Raw genomic sequence first — 16025 nt, 5'->3', positions numbered from 1 at the left:
TATTGTCGATTGTTGCTGAATACGTCGCAAAGCGGGCCGGGGGCTTAGTCTTCCAACACCGCGATGATGTCTTCCTCGCGCATCACCAGGATTTCCTGGCCGTCGATCTTGACTTCGGTGCCGGCGTATTTGCCGAACAGCACCTTGTCGCCCGCCTTGACCGCCAGGGCGCGGACCTGGCCGTTGTCCAGGGTCTTGCCGGGGCCGATGGCGAGGATTTCGCCGCGGGAGGGTTTTTCGGTGGCGCTATCGGGGATCACGATGCCGCCCGGCGAGGTGCGTTCTTCTTCCAAGCGCTTCACGATCACGCGGTCGTTCAAGGGACGAATGTTCATCGGGATTCTCCTTTGGTTAGGTGGGTTGGGTCGCTATCCGGGCCGGCTGCCGCCGCCGCTGTTAGCACTCGCTCAATGTGAGTGCCAATCATAGCGGGGCGGGAATCTGTGTCAAGGTTGGGATTCAGCGGGGATGCCGCCATCGGCACGCTTCCCCGGAAAATCCCGCGGTCCTGGCGCTTCGAAACGCCCGCCCGCCGCGCTGGCCTCTAAATGGCGGCGCGTTCCCTCGACTTCAAGGCAAACCCCCGGCATCGGCCCGGCCCACCCATCCTTTCCAATCCCATCGGAGACGGTGCCATCCCCTTCGCCTCCGCGATGGCATGTATGGCTTATCCCATAGTTGTGCAAAAAAGCTCCACCCTGCCCCAGCATTGCCCGCACTTCCCTTTAACTCTGTATTTTCTTGACACCAACAACAAACATGGGCACCACACCGAACCGTTTATGTGATAATTATCAACGCCTTATTTCTTTCCCATCACCCAACGAGCGCAAGCGCCATGCACCATGCCATTCCAGACCCCGATTCCGCACGGCAAACCCTCAAGCCGTTCTTCCCCGCGCAACATTTCCCAAGGCTCGGTGCCCATATCAAGCAGCGCCTGGCCCCCCAATTCCACAATTGGAACCAGGGCCAGCCCGAAATCATGGCGGTCCGGCGCGATTCGGCGCACCTGCGGCCTTGTTTGAACCATGCGGGGCGGCACCTCCCCTTGGCGGTGGTCGGCCAGATCGCCTACGGACCCGGCGCGGGCCATTCCTATTTCGGCATCCACCGCCATGGCAAATTCCCCGGCGAGGAATCCCATACCTACCTCTACCACGCCACGCCGGGGCGGGTATTGAAAAACGGCCAGGCCGCCGATTATTTCCGCCTCGACCATGTGCGCGGCAAACCCAGCCTGTACGCCTTCTGGCTGTTGAGCTGGCCCATCAGCCACCAAGCCGCCGACGAAATCCATAGGCGCTGGCAGGAACAGCGCTACCGGGTGCGCAACGAATACGACTTCGATTGCGCCAGCTTCGTCACCGATATCGCCAAGCATGTGGCGAGCCTGGGGCCCGATCCCAATATGCCGTTCACGCTCGGCACGCCTTCCAACACCATCAAGCGCGGCCACCCCGAAGACCGGGGGATGCGGGCGATCCTGCATCACGCCCACCGTCCGCCCGCCGCCCTGCTGTTCATCCTCGACCCCGGCACCTACGAAAGCGTTGCCTGGAACGGCCATATCGGCGACGATGGCGGCTGGGTGATCGACGCCGACAGCCCGGTGTTCAATGTCACCTCGCAGTGAATCCCGTCCCCCATCCCCATCCGCGAACCTCCCGGCATGATTATCCATTTCAAAAAACCCCGGCATTGGCCCGACGCCTACCTGTACCACTGGAACACGATGCCCTGGGCCGAGTCCCCGGCCTGGCCGGGCGCGAAGATGGACCCGGAACACGGCGATTGGTACCGCCTCGAACTCCCGGGCCAGGAAACCGCCGATCTTGTGTTCAACGACGGCGCGGGCTCCCAGACCGTGGACCTGCGGTGGCGGCTGGCGGAAGGCTGGTGCGTGGCGGGGGAACTGTGGGAGACCGACCCCGACCGCCTGCGGCATTTCGCCTTCCCCGGCGGCAAGCTGAAAGCCCTGGTCCTGAGCTTCGACGACGGCAGCGAGCAGGACCGCCGCTTGATCGAACGTCTCGACGCCCATGGCCTCAAGGGCACCTTCCATATCAATTCCGGCTTGACCGAAGGTCCGGGCAAGGTCCATGCGGCGGATATCGCCACCGTCTATGCGGGCCACGAGGTCTCGGGCCATTCCACCACCCATCCCTTCCTGGATTCGCTGGCGGAGGAACGGCTGGAAAGCGAAATCCTCGGCGATATCCGGGCGTTGGAACGATTGGTCGGCTATCCGGTGCGCGGCCTGGCCTATCCGTTCGGGGTTTCCCATCCCGCCCTGGAACGGCTGTTGCCGGAATGGGGCTTGATCTATGGCCGTTTGGTCGGCGACACCCACGATTTCCGGCTGCCCGGCAATCCCTTGTTGTGGCGGCCCAGCGGCCACCAAACCCAGGCGCTGGAATTGTCCCGGCGCTTCCTGGCCCTCGCCCCGGAGGAACCGAGCCTACTCTGCGTCTGGGGCCATAGCTGGGAAATCAACGACCACCAGCCGGGCAACAACTGGGGCTATATCGAGGAATTCTGCGCCGTGATGGGCCACCGCACCGATATTTGGTACGCGGGGGCGGGGGAAATGGCGGAATATCTGGGGGCGATGCGGGCGGTGCGGTTTTCCGCCGACGGCCACCGCGTCTACAACCCGTCCGCGTTGCCGGTATTCCTGCGCCAGGGCGGCGGCATCGTCGAACTGGCACCCGGAAAAACCTTCGATCTCGCGCCCTGACCCTGCCGCCAGCTAGCCCGCGCCCAACAGGAAGCGGAACACGGCGGCGAGCCGCGCCGCCCAATCGCCTTCCCCGTGCCCCCCTCCCGCGATTTCCAGGTATTTGAAATCGCGGCCCTCCGCATAGCCCTTGGCGAGCAGCGCGTCCCGGAGCCTTCGGGTATCGGCGACCAGCCGCTCCGGCGCGAGCGCCAGCCCGGTGAGCGATGCGTCCACGCATTCCCGGTCGCCGATATCGAGATAGAGCCTGCCCGGCGCATATTCCGAACCCGCGACGAACCCACAGACTTGTCCAGGATCGATCCGGCCCGCGATCCACATCCAATGGCTCAGCGCCCCGGCCCGCCCGAACACCAGGGGACGGCTGAAAAAGGCATGGAGCGCGATCAAACCGCCCATCGAGGACCCCAGTATCCCGGTGGCCCCGCGTTCCGGGCGGGTGCGGAAACTTTGGTCGATCAAAGGCTTGACCGTATCCACCAGGAAATCCAGATACGCCCCGCCCTGCCCGGCATAGGCGTTGTATTCCTCCAAGCGCCGCGCCCCGCCGTTGGCGACCCCCACCACGATGGCTTCCACGCCCTCGGCGGCCAGGCTTTCCAAGGTCTCGTCCACCCGCCATTCCCCGGCGTAGGCGATGGCCTGGTCGAATAGGTTCTGCCCATCCTGCATGTAGATCACCGGATAGGGTCCGCCACCGCCCGCATAGCCAGGCGGCAGGTAGACGAAAATATCCCGGCAATCGCCGAGTTGCGGGCTGTACAACCCATAGCAAGCCCGCACATCGCCTATGATCGTATGGCCCGGCCCGCCTTTGCCGTGCATTTCCCGCCAAACACCGCCGCCGTTCGCATCCCGCCCGTTCATCGCCACCTCCACAGTAAAATCGACTTACGCCGCATAATTGCGTGGTTTCGCGTATTTATTCGTATAGACCCCCTTCCTAGGATGGGCCCGGTCGGCGACCCTAGCCTTGGGTCTTTTCCCACCCCACGGCCATCATATCTATAACCCAGGATACCGCTATGCCAAACACGATAGACCGCCCCTCGCAACCCCGCCCACGCCGAATCCCGCACAAGGTCGGCTTATTGCTGCTCCTGGCCCAGGGAATCGCGGCCCCCGCCCAGGCCAGCGTCTTGGTCCCGCAAACCCCGCTGGACGGCGCTTGCATCCCCAAATACGCCACGGCCTTGCCGGTGTTCGGGCCGGCCGGCTCCATCCCGCGGGTGGACGCCGTCCAGCATCCGGCGCTGATGGTGACCATGAAGGAAATCGACCAGCAAGTCCTGCCCAAGGACAAGGGCGACACCTGCGGCAAGGGTGTCAAATTCGGCACCACCCGCGTCTGGGCCTATGAAACCACCGACGCCCAAACCCGCAAGGTGCTAGGCCCGGCCAATTGGCCCGCCGTGACCCTGGACGCCCAGGCCCGGCTCGCCACCCGGATCAAATACGTCAACGCCCTGCCCAGTTTCAACCCCGCCAAACCCCGCGGGGCCGGGTTGGTGCAAGGGCTGTTCCTGGTGGACCAGACCTTGCACTGGGCCGACCCCTTGCAGCAGATGTGCGGCATGGAAACCCGCGATTGCTCGACCCCGGCCAACGCCGCCAGCCCCTGCTGCCAGCCCTATACCGGGCCGGTGCCCGCCACCGTGCATCTACACGGCGGCGTCCTCCCGGCGCGGTTCGACGGCGGTCCGGATTCCTGGTTCACGCCCGATGGCCGGACCGGGTCGGGCTATGTCACCCTGGGCAATCCCGGCGCGGGCAAGGCCATCTATGAATATCCCAACACCCAGGAACCCGGCACCCTCTGGTTCCACGACCACACCCTGGGCACCACCCGCTTGAACGTGGCGGCGGGACTGGCCGGGTTTTATTTCATCCGCGACCCCGAGCGGGAACCCAAACAATTGCCGCAAGGGGCCTATGAAGTCGAATTGGCGATCCAGGACCGCCAGTTCGATACCCAGAGCCAATTGTATTTCCCGGTGGACACCCCGGTGAAAGCGCATCCGTTCTGGTCGGTGATGTACGAAGGCGATGTGGCGACGGTGAACGGTGCGCCCTGGCCTTATTTCGAGGTGGAACCGCGCCGCTACCGTTTGCGGGTGCTGAACGGCTCCAACCACCGCGGCTACGACTTGAGCTTCGGCAAGGCCATCGTCTACCAGATCGGCTCGGACGAAGGCTATCTGGGGAGGCCCGCCAGGGTGCGGAAAGTCCATCTGACGCCGGGCGAACGGGCCGACCTGATCGTCGACTTCTCCAAGCTGGCGGGCGGCAACGTGGTCCTCGGCAACGACGAATCGGGCGAGATGTTCCAACTGCCCGAGATCATGCGCTTCCAGGTCAAGAAGACCCCGCAAGGCGGCGATACCAGTTGCGATCCCGGCCTCTCCGCCGCCGAGGGCGGCTGCGTCTGGCCGGCCCTGGCGGCGCGGCTGACCGATGGCAAGGGCCACATCCTGGCCAACGTGAAGATCGACAAGGTCCGGCAAATGGTCCTCAACGAGAACTTCGACTTCCCCCAAACCCTGGACGAACTGGTCAACAACACCAAATGGGACGGGCGGCGCTCGCCCAGCATCGCGGCGGAATTCCCCCAGGATGGCATCAGCGAAACACCCAGGGTCGGCTCGGTCGAATTATGGGAAATCATCAACGCCTATTCGCCGGGCACCGACACGCAGTACCACCCGGTCCATACCCATCTGGCGCAATTCCAAGTCCTCAACCGCCAGGAATTCGACGTCAAGGGCTATCTCGCGGCCTGGGAAAGCGCGTTCGGCAAGGGACCGGCCCCCTTGCCCACCACCTGCACGCCGGGCAAAGCCTGTCCGGGCTACGGCCCCCCGCTGTCCTACAACACCCCCAACGCCGACGGGGCGGTGGGTGGCAATCCGGCGGTCGGGCCGTTCCTGCTGGGCACGCCGACCGCGCCCACCGCCGGGGAAACCGGCTGGAAGGACACGGCGACCGCCTACGGCCACCAAGTGCTGCGGGTCTTGGTGCGCTGGACCCCGACCGACACCCCGGTCGTCAAGCGCCAATCCTACGCCGGGCGCAACCTGTACCCGTTCGATCCCAGCGACGGGGAATATGTCTGGCATTGCCACATCATCAACCACGAGGACAACGAGATGATGCGGCCTTATAAAGTGGCGAAATAAGCGGAACGCGGGTTTCCAAGCCCCGGCCTGGAAACCCGCCCCGACCCATCCTGCCCGCCCGATCCCTCCGCCAATCCCGGCCCGCGTCCCCGCCGCCCCCTTGGACGCCCGGCCCCCTCGCTTGTTATCCTTGGTGACAATCCCTTTCCCAAACCGGGAAAGCGCCCTCCCACCGGACCCCGCCGCCCGACCGGCGGCGCTCCCGAACGTAAGCGAACCGCAACCATGGACTACCACGCCAAATCCGAATCCCTGGACTCCCTTTCCACGCCCTGCGCCGTATTGGGCTTCTACCAAAAACGCAAGCTCACCCCGTCCGCCCTGGCCCTGGACGAGCAGTTGGACGGCCTCCTGCAAAAACTGCTGAAACGCGACGATATCGAAGGCAAGCCCGGCGATATCCTGGCCCTGCCCCATCTGCCCGAAGGCGGGATCGAACGGGTGATCCTGGTCGGACTCGGCAAGAAGGAAGAACTCAAACCCGGCACCTACCGCAAAGCCCTCGCCGCCGCCGCCAAGGCGCTCAAGGACGCCAATGTCAAACAAGCGGCCAGCTTCCTGCACGAGGCCGAGGTCGAAGGCCGCGATGCCGGTTGGCAAATCCGCCAGTTCGTGGAAATCCTCGAAGCTTCGCTCTACCGCTTCACCCAGATGAAGAGCGAAGCCGAGAACCATAAAGCCCGCCTCGCCAAGCTGGTGTTCCAAACCGCGGACGACACCGTCAAAGCCGCCATCGCCCAAGGCCAGGCCATCGCCAACGGCATGAACCTCGCCAAGGAACTCGCCAACCTCCCCGGCAATGTCTGCACCCCGACCTATCTGGCCGAGCAAGCCGAAAAGGTCGGCAAGAAGCAAAAGAAGCTCAAGGTGAAAATCCTCGACGAATCCGACCTGGAAGAACTGGGCATGGGGGCGTTCCTGTCGGTATCGAAAGGCAGCCACGAACCGGCCAAGCTGATCGTCATGGAATACCACGGCGCCCCGGACAAGGCGGCGAAACCCTATGTGCTGGTCGGCAAGGGGCTGACCTTCGACGCGGGCGGCATCTCCATCAAGCCCGCCGCCGCCATGGACGAGATGAAATACGACATGTGCGGCGGCGCGGGCGTGATCGGCACCCTGGCCGCCGTGGTCGAAATGGGCCTGCCGCTGAACGTGGTGGGGCTGGTGCCCGCCTCCGAGAACCTGCCCGACGGCAAGGCCAACAAGCCCGGCGATATCGTCAAGAGCATGGCCGGGCTGACCATCGAAATCCTCAACACCGACGCCGAAGGCCGCCTGCTGCTGTGCGACGTGCTGGCCTATGCCCAGCGCTACGAACCCGCCGCCGTCATCGACGTGGCGACCCTGACCGGGGCCTGCGTGGTGGCTTTGGGCAAGGTGGTGTCCGGGCTGTGGAGCAATCACGAAACTTTGGCCGGGGCGGTGCTGCAAGCCGGGGAAACCAGCTTCGACCGGGTGTGGCGGATGCCGCTGCTGGACGATTACCAAGAGCAGCTCAAGTCCAATTTCGCCGACCTCGCCAATATCGGCGGGCCGGATGGCGGCAGCGTCACCGCCGCCTGTTTCCTGTCGCGCTTCGCCAAGGAATACCCTTGGGCGCATATCGATATCGCCGGCACGGCCTGGAAGAACGGCGCGGACAAAGGCGCGACCGGCCGCCCGGTGCCCTTGCTGACCCAGTATCTCATCGACCGGGCGGCGGAATCCGCCACCACCGAGTAAACCCCGCCCCATGCCCCGCATCGACTTTTATCTACTACCGGGCGCCGATGTTTATCAGCGCCACGTCACCGCCTGCAAGCTGATCGAGAAAGCCTACCGGCAGGGCCATCGCGTCTATCTCCGCACCGCCTCGCCCGAGGAAACCCAGTTGCTCGACAACCTGTTGTGGACCTTCCGGCAAGGCAGTTTCGTCCCGCACGAGGTGGCGGGCCCGCCTGCCGCGCCGGCCGAAGTCCCGGTGCTGCTGGGCCATGGCCCCGCGCCGCTCGCCATGAGCGATGTGCTGGTGAACCTGGGAACCCAGGTGCCGGAGGATTACGCCCGGTTCGGGCGGGTGGCGGAATTCATCGACGAGGACGCGGCGGTGAAACGGGCGGGGCGGGCGCGGTATAAGGCTTATAAGGAAGCGGGGCATGTGCCGGAAACGATTAAATTGGACGGCGGTATGGCGGGCTAACCCCTGGCCCGGCGACATCCGCCGTCAACACCGCCGCTTAAACTCCATCCAAAGGTATCCCGATGCACTATGTATTGATCATCCACGAAGTCGAATCCTATCCCGCATGGAAAACCATTTTCGACCAAGCCGCCGGGATGCGGAAAAACGCCGGTGAAATCGCCTATCAACTGCTCCGCTACGACAGCGAGGCCAATAAGATCGTCCATTTTTCGGAATGGTCCTCGCTGGAGCATGCCCGCCGCTTTTTCGAGTCCCCGGAATTGGTGGAAATCAGGGAACAGGCGGGCGTCAAAGCCCCGGAATTCATTTATCTACAAGAAATCGAGCGCGGCGCGTTATAACCCACCTTCCGCGCCCATCCGCCTTTACGTCGAATCCACACGCCAAACCCCATGGACAAAACCTACGACCCCCAAGCCATAGAACAAAGCTGGTATCAAACCTGGGAAGCGAGCGGCTATTTCCAGCCCTCCGGCACCGGCCCGTCCTACTGTATCGCCATCCCACCACCCAACGTGACCGGGAGCCTCCATATGGGCCATGGCTTCAACAACACCATCATGGACGCCTTGGTGCGCTACCACCGCATGAAGGGCCACAACACCTTGTGGCAAGTCGGCACCGACCACGCCGGCATCGCCACCCAAATGGTGGTCGAACGCCAACTCGCCGCGCAAGGTATCACCCGCCATAACATAGAGGGGGGGCGCGAGAAGTTCCTAGAAAAAGTCTGGGAATGGAAAGCCGAATCCGGCGGCACCATCACCCGGCAATTGCGCCGCCTGGGTTCCTCGGTGGATTGGAGCCGCGAGCGCTTCACCATGGACGAAGGGCTGTCGAAAGCCGTGCAGGAAGCTTTCGTGCGGCTGTACGACGATGGCCTGATCTACCGCGGCAAGCGGCTGGTGAACTGGGACCCGAAGCTCCACACCGCCATTTCCGACCTCGAAGTGCAGAACGAGGAGGAAAAAGGCTTCATGTGGCATTTCCGCTATCCGCTGGCGGATGGTTCGGGGCATCTGGTGGTCGCGACCACCCGCCCGGAAACCATGCTGGGCGACACCGCCGTCGCCGTCCACCCGGAAGACGAACGCTATCAACACCTGATCGGTAAAACCATCCGCCTGCCCATCACGGACCGGGAAATCCCCATCGTCGCCGATGACTATGTCGATCCCGCATTCGGCACTGGCTGCGTGAAGATCACCCCGGCCCATGATTTCAACGACTACGAAGTCGGCAAGCGCCACAACCTGCCGCTCATCAATATCTTCACAAGAGATGCGACGATTGTTAGTGACACAGACTGGCCAATGACCCATGAAGGGCTGAGGCATGCTCGCATTCAATCAAGGGATGTAATTGATTTGGCAACAGATATAGGCATTCCCAAAAAATACTGGGGACTCGACCGCTTCGAGGCCCGCAAGCAAGTCATCGCCGAATTCGAGAACCTGGGGCTCCTCGAAAAGATCGACCCCCACACCCTCAAAGTGCCGCGCGGCGACCGCTCCGGCGTGGTCATCGAACCCTGGCTCACCGACCAGTGGTATGTGGATGCCAAGAGCCTGGCCCAGCCCGCCATCGCGGCGGTGGAAGATGGCCGCATCCGCTTCGTGCCCCAGCAATACGAAAACCTGTATTTCTCCTGGATGCGGGACATCCAGGATTGGTGTATCTCCCGCCAACTGTGGTGGGGCCACCGCATCCCGGCGTGGTACGACAACCAAGGCCGGGTCTACGTGGGCCGCAACGAGGCCGAAGTCCGCGCCAAATACAGCCTCGCCGCCGACCTCGAACTGCGCCAGGACGACGACGTGCTGGATACGTGGTTCTCGTCGGCACTGTGGACCTTCTCGACATTGGGCTGGCCGGACGCAACGCCGGAACTCAAGACCTTCCACCCCACCGACGTGCTGGTGACGGGTTTCGACATTATTTTCTTCTGGGTCGCCCGCATGATCATGATGACCATGCGCTTGATGAAGCACCCGGACGGCTCGCCGCAGGTGCCGTTCAAGACGGTGTATGTGCATGGCCTGGTGCGCGATGCCGAAGGCCAGAAGATGTCGAAATCCAAGGGCAACGTCCTCGACCCCTTGGACATCATCGACGGCATCGCCCTGGAAGATTTGGTCTCCAAGCGCACCAGCGGCCTGATGCAGCCGCAAATGGCGGAGAAGATCGAAAAGCGCACCCGCAAGGAATTCCCCAACGGCATCGCGGCCTATGGTTGCGACGCCCTGCGCTACACCTTCGCCTCGCTGGCCTCGACCGGACGCGACATCAAATTCGACATGGGCCGGGTCGAGGGCTACCGCAACTTCTGCAACAAGCTGTGGAACGCCGCCCGCTACGTGCTGATGAACACCGAAGGCCAGGACACCGGCCTCGCCGGCGAATGCGCCTACAGCCTGCCCGACCGCTGGATCCGTTCCCGTTTGGGCCAGACCATCGCCGCGACCGTCGCCGCCATCGAGGACTACCGCTTCGACCTCGCCGCCCGCGCCCTCTACGAATTCACCTGGAACGAATACTGCGATTGGTATTTGGAACTGGCGAAAGTGGCGCTCCAGACCGGCGACGAAACCCAGCAACGCGGCACCCGCCAAACCCTGGTGCGGGTGCTGGAAACCCTGCTGCGGTTGGCCCATCCCGTCATGCCGTTCATCACCGAGGAAATCTGGCAGCGGGTCGCGCCGCTGGCGGGCCAATCGGGCGACACGATCATGCGCCACGCCTATCCGCAAGCCGAATCCTGGCCACTGGACGGCGAAGCCGAGCAGGAAATGCGCTGGGTGATGGACGTGCTGATGGGCATCCGCCGCATCCGGGGCGAAATGAAAATCGCCGACGGCAAGGCCATCCCGGTGCTGTTGCAGAACGGCTCGGCCCAGGATTGGGCCTATCTCGCCCATAACCGCGATTTCATCGCCCGCTTCGGCCGCCTGGACAGCCTGGGCCAGTTGGCAGCCGACGAGGCCGCGCCGGAATCGGCCATCGCCCTGGTCGGCGAGTTGAAGGTGTTGATCCCCATGCGCGGCCTGATCGACAAGGATGCCGAACTGGCCCGGCTCGACAAGGAAATCCAGCGTCTCGCCAAGGACGCCCCGCGCATCGAGGCCAAGCTCAACGATCCCGCCTTCGTGGAAAAGGCACCGCCGCAGGTGGTCGCCAAGGAACGTACCCGGTTACAGGAGATTCAAGCCAGCTTGACGGAATTACATGCGCAAGTGGAGAAAATCCGGGCGCTATAAGGCATAATCCGAACAGCCGCCCTCGTCGGCGGATTCCCGGCCCGTGGTAAAAACCCGCCACTCAACTAAGCTTTACGGGACCGGGAACCCGCCAACCTGGGCCGGATGGCCGTTCCTTACCACCCAGCAAGCATCATGGCGATATCTGCTTCCAAAATCCCGCTCAGCGGCATGGCGAAATGCCTGGTCAAAGAAGAACTCCTGTCGGATACCGACGCCCATAGCCATTTCGAGGAAGCCCTACGCAAAAGCGTCCCCTTCGTCACCCATCTGGTCGGCAACAAAATCCTCGATAGCCTGACCATCGCCAACGCGGCCTCCAAGGAATTCGGCATCCCGTTGTTCGACCTGAACGCCATGATGCCGGAGATGATGCCGCTGAAATCGGTCAGCGAGAAACTGATCCGCAAGCACCACGCCCTGCCCTTGTTCCTGCGCGGCAACCGCCTGTTCCTGGCGGTGTCCGACCCCACCAACCTGCAAGCCCTGGACGAGATCAAATTCCAGTCCCGGCTCGGCACCGAGAGCGTCCTGGTCGAGGAGGACAAGCTGGTCCGCGCCATCGAAACCGCGCTGGAGGCCCAGGACAACACCTTCAAGGACTTGCTCGACGCCGACCTCGAAAACCTCACCGTCACCGGCGGCGACGACATCGACGGCCCGGCCGAAGGCGAGGGCAGCGACATCGACGATGCCCCCATCGTGCGCTTCGTCAACAAAATCCTGCTGGACGCCATCAAGCGCGGCGTGTCCGATATCCATTTCGAGCCCTACGAAAAGAACTTCCGGGTCAGGTTCCGCCACGACGGCATGCTGCACGAGATCGCCGCGCCCCCGGCGGCCCTCGCCGGGCGCATTTCGGCCCGCCTCAAGGTCATGTCGCGCATGGACATCGCCGAGCGCCGGGTGCCGCAGGATGGCCGTATCAAGATGATCCTCTCGCGCACCCGTTCCATCGACTTCCGCGTCAACTCCTGCCCCACCCTGTTCGGCGAAAAGATCGTACTGCGTATCCTCGACCCCACCGCCGCCCAGATCGGCATCGAGCGGCTGGGGTTCGAGCCGGAACAACAGGAAAACTTCCTCAAGGCGCTCCACAAGCCCTACGGCATGATCCTGGTGACGGGGCCGACCGGCAGCGGCAAAACCGTCTCGCTCTACACCGGTCTCAACATCCTCAACACCCCCGACACCAACATCTCCACCGCCGAAGACCCGGTGGAAATCACGGTGCCGGGCATCAACCAGGTCAACGTCAACGTCAAGACCGGCCTGACCTTCGCCGAGGCCCTCCGCGCCTTCCTGCGCCAAGACCCGGACGTCATCATGGTGGGCGAAATCCGCGACCTGGAAACCGCCGAAATCGCCGTGAAAGCCGCCCAGACCGGCCACTTGGTGCTGTCCACCCTGCACACCAACGACGCCCCGCAAACCCTGAACCGCCTGATGCAAATGGGCATCCCGCCGTTCAACATCGCCTCCGCCATCCTCTTGATCATGGCCCAGCGCCTGACGCGGCGGCTGTGCGAGAACTGCAAGCAAGAAATCCAACTGCCGCCCGAGGTCTTGATCCAGGCCGGTTTCAAGGAAAGCGACCTGGCCGGCATGACCCTCTATGGCCCGGTCGGCTGCGACAAATGCGTGAAAGGCTATAAAGGCCGGGTGGGCATCTACCAAGTCATGCCCATCTCCGAATCCATCAACCGCATCATCCTCGAAGGGGGCAACGTGATGCAGATCGCCCAGCAAGCCAAAGCGGACGGCATCGCCGACCTCCGGGACTCGGGACTCAGAAAAGTCAAGGCGGGGGTCACCAGCCTGGCCGAAATCGACCGCGTCACCCGGGATTAAGCCATGGCCGCCAAAGAAGAAACCGTCCTCTACGTCTGGGAAGGCACCGACCGCAACGGTGCCCGCATGAGGGGCGAACTGACCTCGCGCAGCGAATTGGTGGCCAAGGCCGAACTGCGGCGGCAGGGCATCAAGGTCGTCAAGATCAAGAAAAAGCCCAAGCCGCTGTTCTCCCCTTCCAAGAAAGCCATCACCACCAAGGATATCGCCATCTTCAGCCGCCAGTTGGCGACCATGCTGTCGGCGGGCGTGCCCCTGGTCCAAGCCTTCGAGATCGTGGGCCGCGGCCATGAGAATCCCAGCATGCAGGAGTTGATCCTCGCCATCAAAGCCGATGTCGAGGGCGGCAGCACCCTGGCCGAAGCCTTGGGTAAACACCCTTTATATTTCGACGAATTGTTCTGCAACCTGGTCCATGCCGGCGAACAGGCCGGCGTCTTGGAAACCCTGTTGCACAAGATCGCCGAGTACAAGGAAAAAACCGAATCGATCAAGGCCAAGATCAAGAAGGCGCTGACCTATCCGGCGGCGGTGCTGGTCATCGCCATGATCGTGAGTTCAATCCTCTTGATTTTCGTGGTGCCCCAGTTCGAAGCGCTGTTCAAGGGCTTCGGCGCGGATTTGCCGGCCTTCACCAAGATGGTGGTCTCCATGTCGCAATTCCTCCAGGCCTACTGGTACATCGTCCTCGGGACCATCATGGGCGTGGGCTGGGTTTTCATCAACCTCAAGAAACGCTCCAAGGCCTTCAACCACGGGCTGGACCGGCTGATCCTGCAAATCCCCGCCATCGGCGTGATTATCCACAAGGCCGCCATCGCCCGCTTCGCCCGCACCCTGTCCACCATGTCGGCGGCGGGCGTGCCCTTAGTGGAGGCCTTGCAATCGGTGTCGGGGGCCACCGGCAATATCGTCTACTCCCTGGCGGTCCTCAAGATGCGCGACGACGTATCCACCGGCACCCAGTTGCAAATGTCGATGCGGCAGGCCGATTTGTTCCCCAACATGGTGATCCAGATGGTCGCCATCGGCGAGGAATCCGGTTCCCTCGACAGCATGCTGGGCAAGGTGGCCGATTTCTACGAGGAAGAGGTCGATAACGCCGTGGACTCCCTGAGCAGCCTCCTCGAACCCATGATCATGGCGATCCTGGGCGTGATCGTGGGCGGCTTGGTGATCGCGATGTACCTGCCGATCTTCAAACTGGGTTCCGCCATCTAAGCCTATGAATTCATTCGATATCCTGGCCGAAAACCCCGCCGGGTTCCTGGCCGTCGCCGGTTTGGTCGGCCTGATGGTCGGCAGCTTCCTCAACGTGGTCATCCACCGGCTGCCCATCATGCTGGAACATTCCTGGAAACAGGAATGCCGCAACTACCTGGAACTGGAACCCGAAGCCGCGCCGGAAGCGCCCTACAACCTACTGACGCCCCGCTCCCATTGCCCCCAGTGCGCCAAGCCGGTCGCCATCGGGGAAAACATTCCCATCCTCAGCTACTTGCTGCTGCGCGGGCGTTGTTCCGGCTGCGGGACGCGGATTTCGCCGCGCTACCCGGCGGTGGAATTGCTGACCGCCCTGGTCTCGGTGGCCGTGGCCTACCGCTTCGGCTTCGGGCCACAGACCGCCGCCGCCCTGCCCCTGAGCTGGTGCCTCATCGCCCTGACCTTCATCGATATCGACCGGCAATTGCTGCCCGACAGCCTGACCCTGCCGATGCTGTGGCTGGGCCTGTTCCTCAGCCTATTCGGGATTTTCACCGACAGCGCGGCTAGTATCCTCGGGGCCATCTTCGGCTATCTGAGCCTGTGGACGGTCTATCAATTGTTCAAACTGGCGACCGGCAAGGAAGGCATGGGTTATGGCGATTTCAAGTTGTTGGCCCTGATCGGGGCGTGGCTGGGCTGGGACAAACTGCCGATGGTGATCTTACTGTCCTCGCTGGTGGGCGCGGTGATCGGCATCGCCATGATCCTCTTGTCCCGCCAGGAACGGGGCACGCCGATTCCCTTCGGCCCCTACCTCGCCATCGCCGGCTGGATCGCCCTGGTCTGGGGCGACGCCATCAACGCGGCCTATCTCGGCCAATTCCACTAAGCCCATGTTCAAGGTGGGCTTGACCGGCGGCATCGGCAGCGGCAAAAGCACGGTCGCCGATTTGTTCGCCGCGCAAGGCGTGCCGGTGCTGGATGCCGACCGGGTCGCCCGCGATCTGGTCGAACCCGGCCAACCCGCCATCGCCGCCATCGCCCGGCACTTCGGCCCGGACCTCCTCAAGGCGGGCCGTCTGGACCGGGAGCGGTTGCGGCGGATCGTGTTCGCGGACCCCGCGGAACGCCGCTGGCTCGAAGCCTTGCTCCACCCCAGGGTCTACGCCGAACTGGAACGGCGGATGGCGGCGCTGGCCGCGCCTTATTGCCTGCTGGTCATCCCTTTGCTGCTGGAAACCGGCCAGCGCGGCTTCGTGGACCGGTTGCTGGTGGTGGACTGCCCGGTGGACCTCCAGCGGCAACGGCTACAGATGCGGGACGGCATCGACGCCGCCCAGGCCGATAGAATGTTGTCCGCCCAGATTGGCCGCCCGCAACGCCAAGCCGCCGCCGACGATATCCTCGAGAACACCGGCACCGTGGTCGATCTCGCCGGGCCGGTGGAACGCCTGCACCGGCTTTATCTGACCCTCGCATCGGGTTCCGGGCCCGGAAACGCCGCGCCGGCCCCCTAAAACCGCCGCTATTGACTAATAAAGTCGATCAACGAAAATGTTGCCCGCCTAAGGACGGGCACCCACCCAAGCCAAACTGGATTGGCCCCGACA

General features: G+C 63.3%; 13 protein-coding genes. 11 read left to right on the top strand and 2 right to left on the bottom strand.

What is annotated here, in order from left to right; translation table 11 throughout:
- Window positions 1-44 precede the first annotated feature (44 nt).
- Window positions 45-335: a co-chaperone GroES gene (gene groES, locus K5658_RS09315; RefSeq protein ID WP_221066661.1), complete on the bottom strand. Its 291-nt coding sequence runs from the start codon at window positions 333-335 to the stop codon at window positions 45-47.
- 503 nt (window positions 336-838) lie between these two features.
- On the opposite strand from groES, the gene K5658_RS09310 reads away from it, so the two are divergent.
- Together K5658_RS09310 and K5658_RS09305 are read left to right on the top strand one after the other, a co-directional pair.
- Window positions 839-1636 (top strand): hypothetical protein, encoded by a 798-nt coding sequence (locus K5658_RS09310; RefSeq protein ID WP_221066660.1) that lies wholly within the window; start codon window positions 839-841, stop codon window positions 1634-1636.
- Window positions 1637-1672: 36 nt separating this feature from the next.
- Window positions 1673-2740 (top strand): starch-binding protein, encoded by a 1068-nt coding sequence (locus tag K5658_RS09305; RefSeq protein WP_221066659.1) that lies wholly within the window; start codon window positions 1673-1675, stop codon window positions 2738-2740.
- A 12-nt stretch (window positions 2741-2752) separates the two neighbouring features.
- Here the strand turns inward: K5658_RS09305 and K5658_RS09300 are convergent, their stop codons facing one another.
- Window positions 2753-3607: an alpha/beta hydrolase gene (locus tag K5658_RS09300; RefSeq protein ID WP_221066658.1), complete on the bottom strand. Its 855-nt coding sequence runs from the start codon at window positions 3605-3607 to the stop codon at window positions 2753-2755.
- Between the two features lie 158 nt (window positions 3608-3765).
- Here K5658_RS09300 and K5658_RS09295 point away from each other — a divergent pair, with 158 nt between their 5' ends.
- The 9 genes from K5658_RS09295 (at window position 3766) to coaE (ending at window position 15932) form a co-directional block, all read left to right on the top strand.
- Window positions 3766-5916: a multicopper oxidase domain-containing protein gene (locus K5658_RS09295; protein WP_221066657.1), complete on the top strand. Its 2151-nt coding sequence runs from the start codon at window positions 3766-3768 to the stop codon at window positions 5914-5916.
- A gap of 225 nt (window positions 5917-6141) precedes the next feature.
- A complete protein-coding gene (locus K5658_RS09290; protein WP_221066656.1) occupies window positions 6142-7641 on the top strand; it encodes a leucyl aminopeptidase in 1500 nt (499 codons plus the stop codon).
- 10 nt (window positions 7642-7651) lie between these two features.
- The gene (locus K5658_RS09285) at window positions 7652-8098 is read left to right on the top strand and encodes a DNA polymerase III subunit chi (RefSeq protein ID WP_221066655.1); all 447 of its coding nucleotides are present in this window, start codon (window positions 7652-7654) and stop codon (window positions 8096-8098) included.
- Between the two features lie 62 nt (window positions 8099-8160).
- Window positions 8161-8442 (top strand): antibiotic biosynthesis monooxygenase, encoded by a 282-nt coding sequence (locus tag K5658_RS09280; RefSeq protein WP_221066654.1) that lies wholly within the window; start codon window positions 8161-8163, stop codon window positions 8440-8442.
- Window positions 8443-8493: 51 nt separating this feature from the next.
- Entirely contained in the window at window positions 8494-11358 is a 2865-nt protein-coding gene (locus K5658_RS09275; protein WP_221066653.1) for a valine--tRNA ligase, read from the top strand.
- Between the two features lie 135 nt (window positions 11359-11493).
- Window positions 11494-13209 (top strand): type IV-A pilus assembly ATPase PilB, encoded by a 1716-nt coding sequence (pilB, locus tag K5658_RS09270; protein ID WP_221066652.1) that lies wholly within the window; start codon window positions 11494-11496, stop codon window positions 13207-13209.
- A gap of 3 nt (window positions 13210-13212) precedes the next feature.
- The gene (locus K5658_RS09265; RefSeq protein ID WP_221066651.1) at window positions 13213-14430 is read left to right on the top strand and encodes a type II secretion system F family protein; all 1218 of its coding nucleotides are present in this window, start codon (window positions 13213-13215) and stop codon (window positions 14428-14430) included.
- A 4-nt stretch (window positions 14431-14434) separates the two neighbouring features.
- Window positions 14435-15304 (top strand): prepilin peptidase, encoded by an 870-nt coding sequence (locus K5658_RS09260; protein ID WP_221066650.1) that lies wholly within the window; start codon window positions 14435-14437, stop codon window positions 15302-15304.
- Between the two features lie 4 nt (window positions 15305-15308).
- Window positions 15309-15932 carry a dephospho-CoA kinase gene (gene coaE / locus K5658_RS09255; protein WP_221066649.1) on the top strand — a complete coding sequence of 208 codons (624 nt, stop codon included), beginning with the start codon at window positions 15309-15311 and terminating at the stop codon, window positions 15930-15932.
- Window positions 15933-16025 lie beyond the last annotated feature (93 nt).

It is taken from the genome of Methylomagnum ishizawai (assembly GCF_019670005.1).
Taxonomy (GTDB): domain Bacteria; phylum Pseudomonadota; class Gammaproteobacteria; order Methylococcales; family Methylococcaceae; genus Methylomagnum; species Methylomagnum ishizawai.
This window is presented reverse-complemented; position numbering and strand designations above follow the sequence as displayed.

Bases quoted from the DNA above. Each gene is read 5' to 3' on its own strand.
- K5658_RS09295 (WP_221066657.1), top strand. From the start codon at position 3,766: ATGCCAAACACGATAGACCGCCCCTCGCAACCCCGCCCACGCCGAATC.
- groES (WP_221066661.1), bottom strand. From the start codon at position 335: ATGAACATTCGTCCCTTGAACGACCGCGTGATCGTGAAGCGCTTGGAA.
- K5658_RS09300 (WP_221066658.1), bottom strand. From the start codon at position 3,607: ATGAACGGGCGGGATGCGAACGGCGGCGGTGTTTGGCGGGAAATGCAC.
- K5658_RS09280 (WP_221066654.1), top strand. From the start codon at position 8,161: ATGCACTATGTATTGATCATCCACGAAGTCGAATCCTATCCCGCATGG.
- K5658_RS09265 (WP_221066651.1), top strand. From the start codon at position 13,213: ATGGCCGCCAAAGAAGAAACCGTCCTCTACGTCTGGGAAGGCACCGAC.
- K5658_RS09260 (WP_221066650.1), top strand. From the start codon at position 14,435: ATGAATTCATTCGATATCCTGGCCGAAAACCCCGCCGGGTTCCTGGCC.
- pilB (WP_221066652.1), top strand. From the start codon at position 11,494: ATGGCGATATCTGCTTCCAAAATCCCGCTCAGCGGCATGGCGAAATGC.
- K5658_RS09285 (WP_221066655.1), top strand. From the start codon at position 7,652: ATGCCCCGCATCGACTTTTATCTACTACCGGGCGCCGATGTTTATCAG.
- coaE (WP_221066649.1), top strand. From the start codon at position 15,309: ATGTTCAAGGTGGGCTTGACCGGCGGCATCGGCAGCGGCAAAAGCACG.
- K5658_RS09310 (WP_221066660.1), top strand. From the start codon at position 839: ATGCACCATGCCATTCCAGACCCCGATTCCGCACGGCAAACCCTCAAG.
- K5658_RS09290 (WP_221066656.1), top strand. From the start codon at position 6,142: ATGGACTACCACGCCAAATCCGAATCCCTGGACTCCCTTTCCACGCCC.
- K5658_RS09275 (WP_221066653.1), top strand. From the start codon at position 8,494: ATGGACAAAACCTACGACCCCCAAGCCATAGAACAAAGCTGGTATCAA.
- K5658_RS09305 (WP_221066659.1), top strand. From the start codon at position 1,673: ATGATTATCCATTTCAAAAAACCCCGGCATTGGCCCGACGCCTACCTG.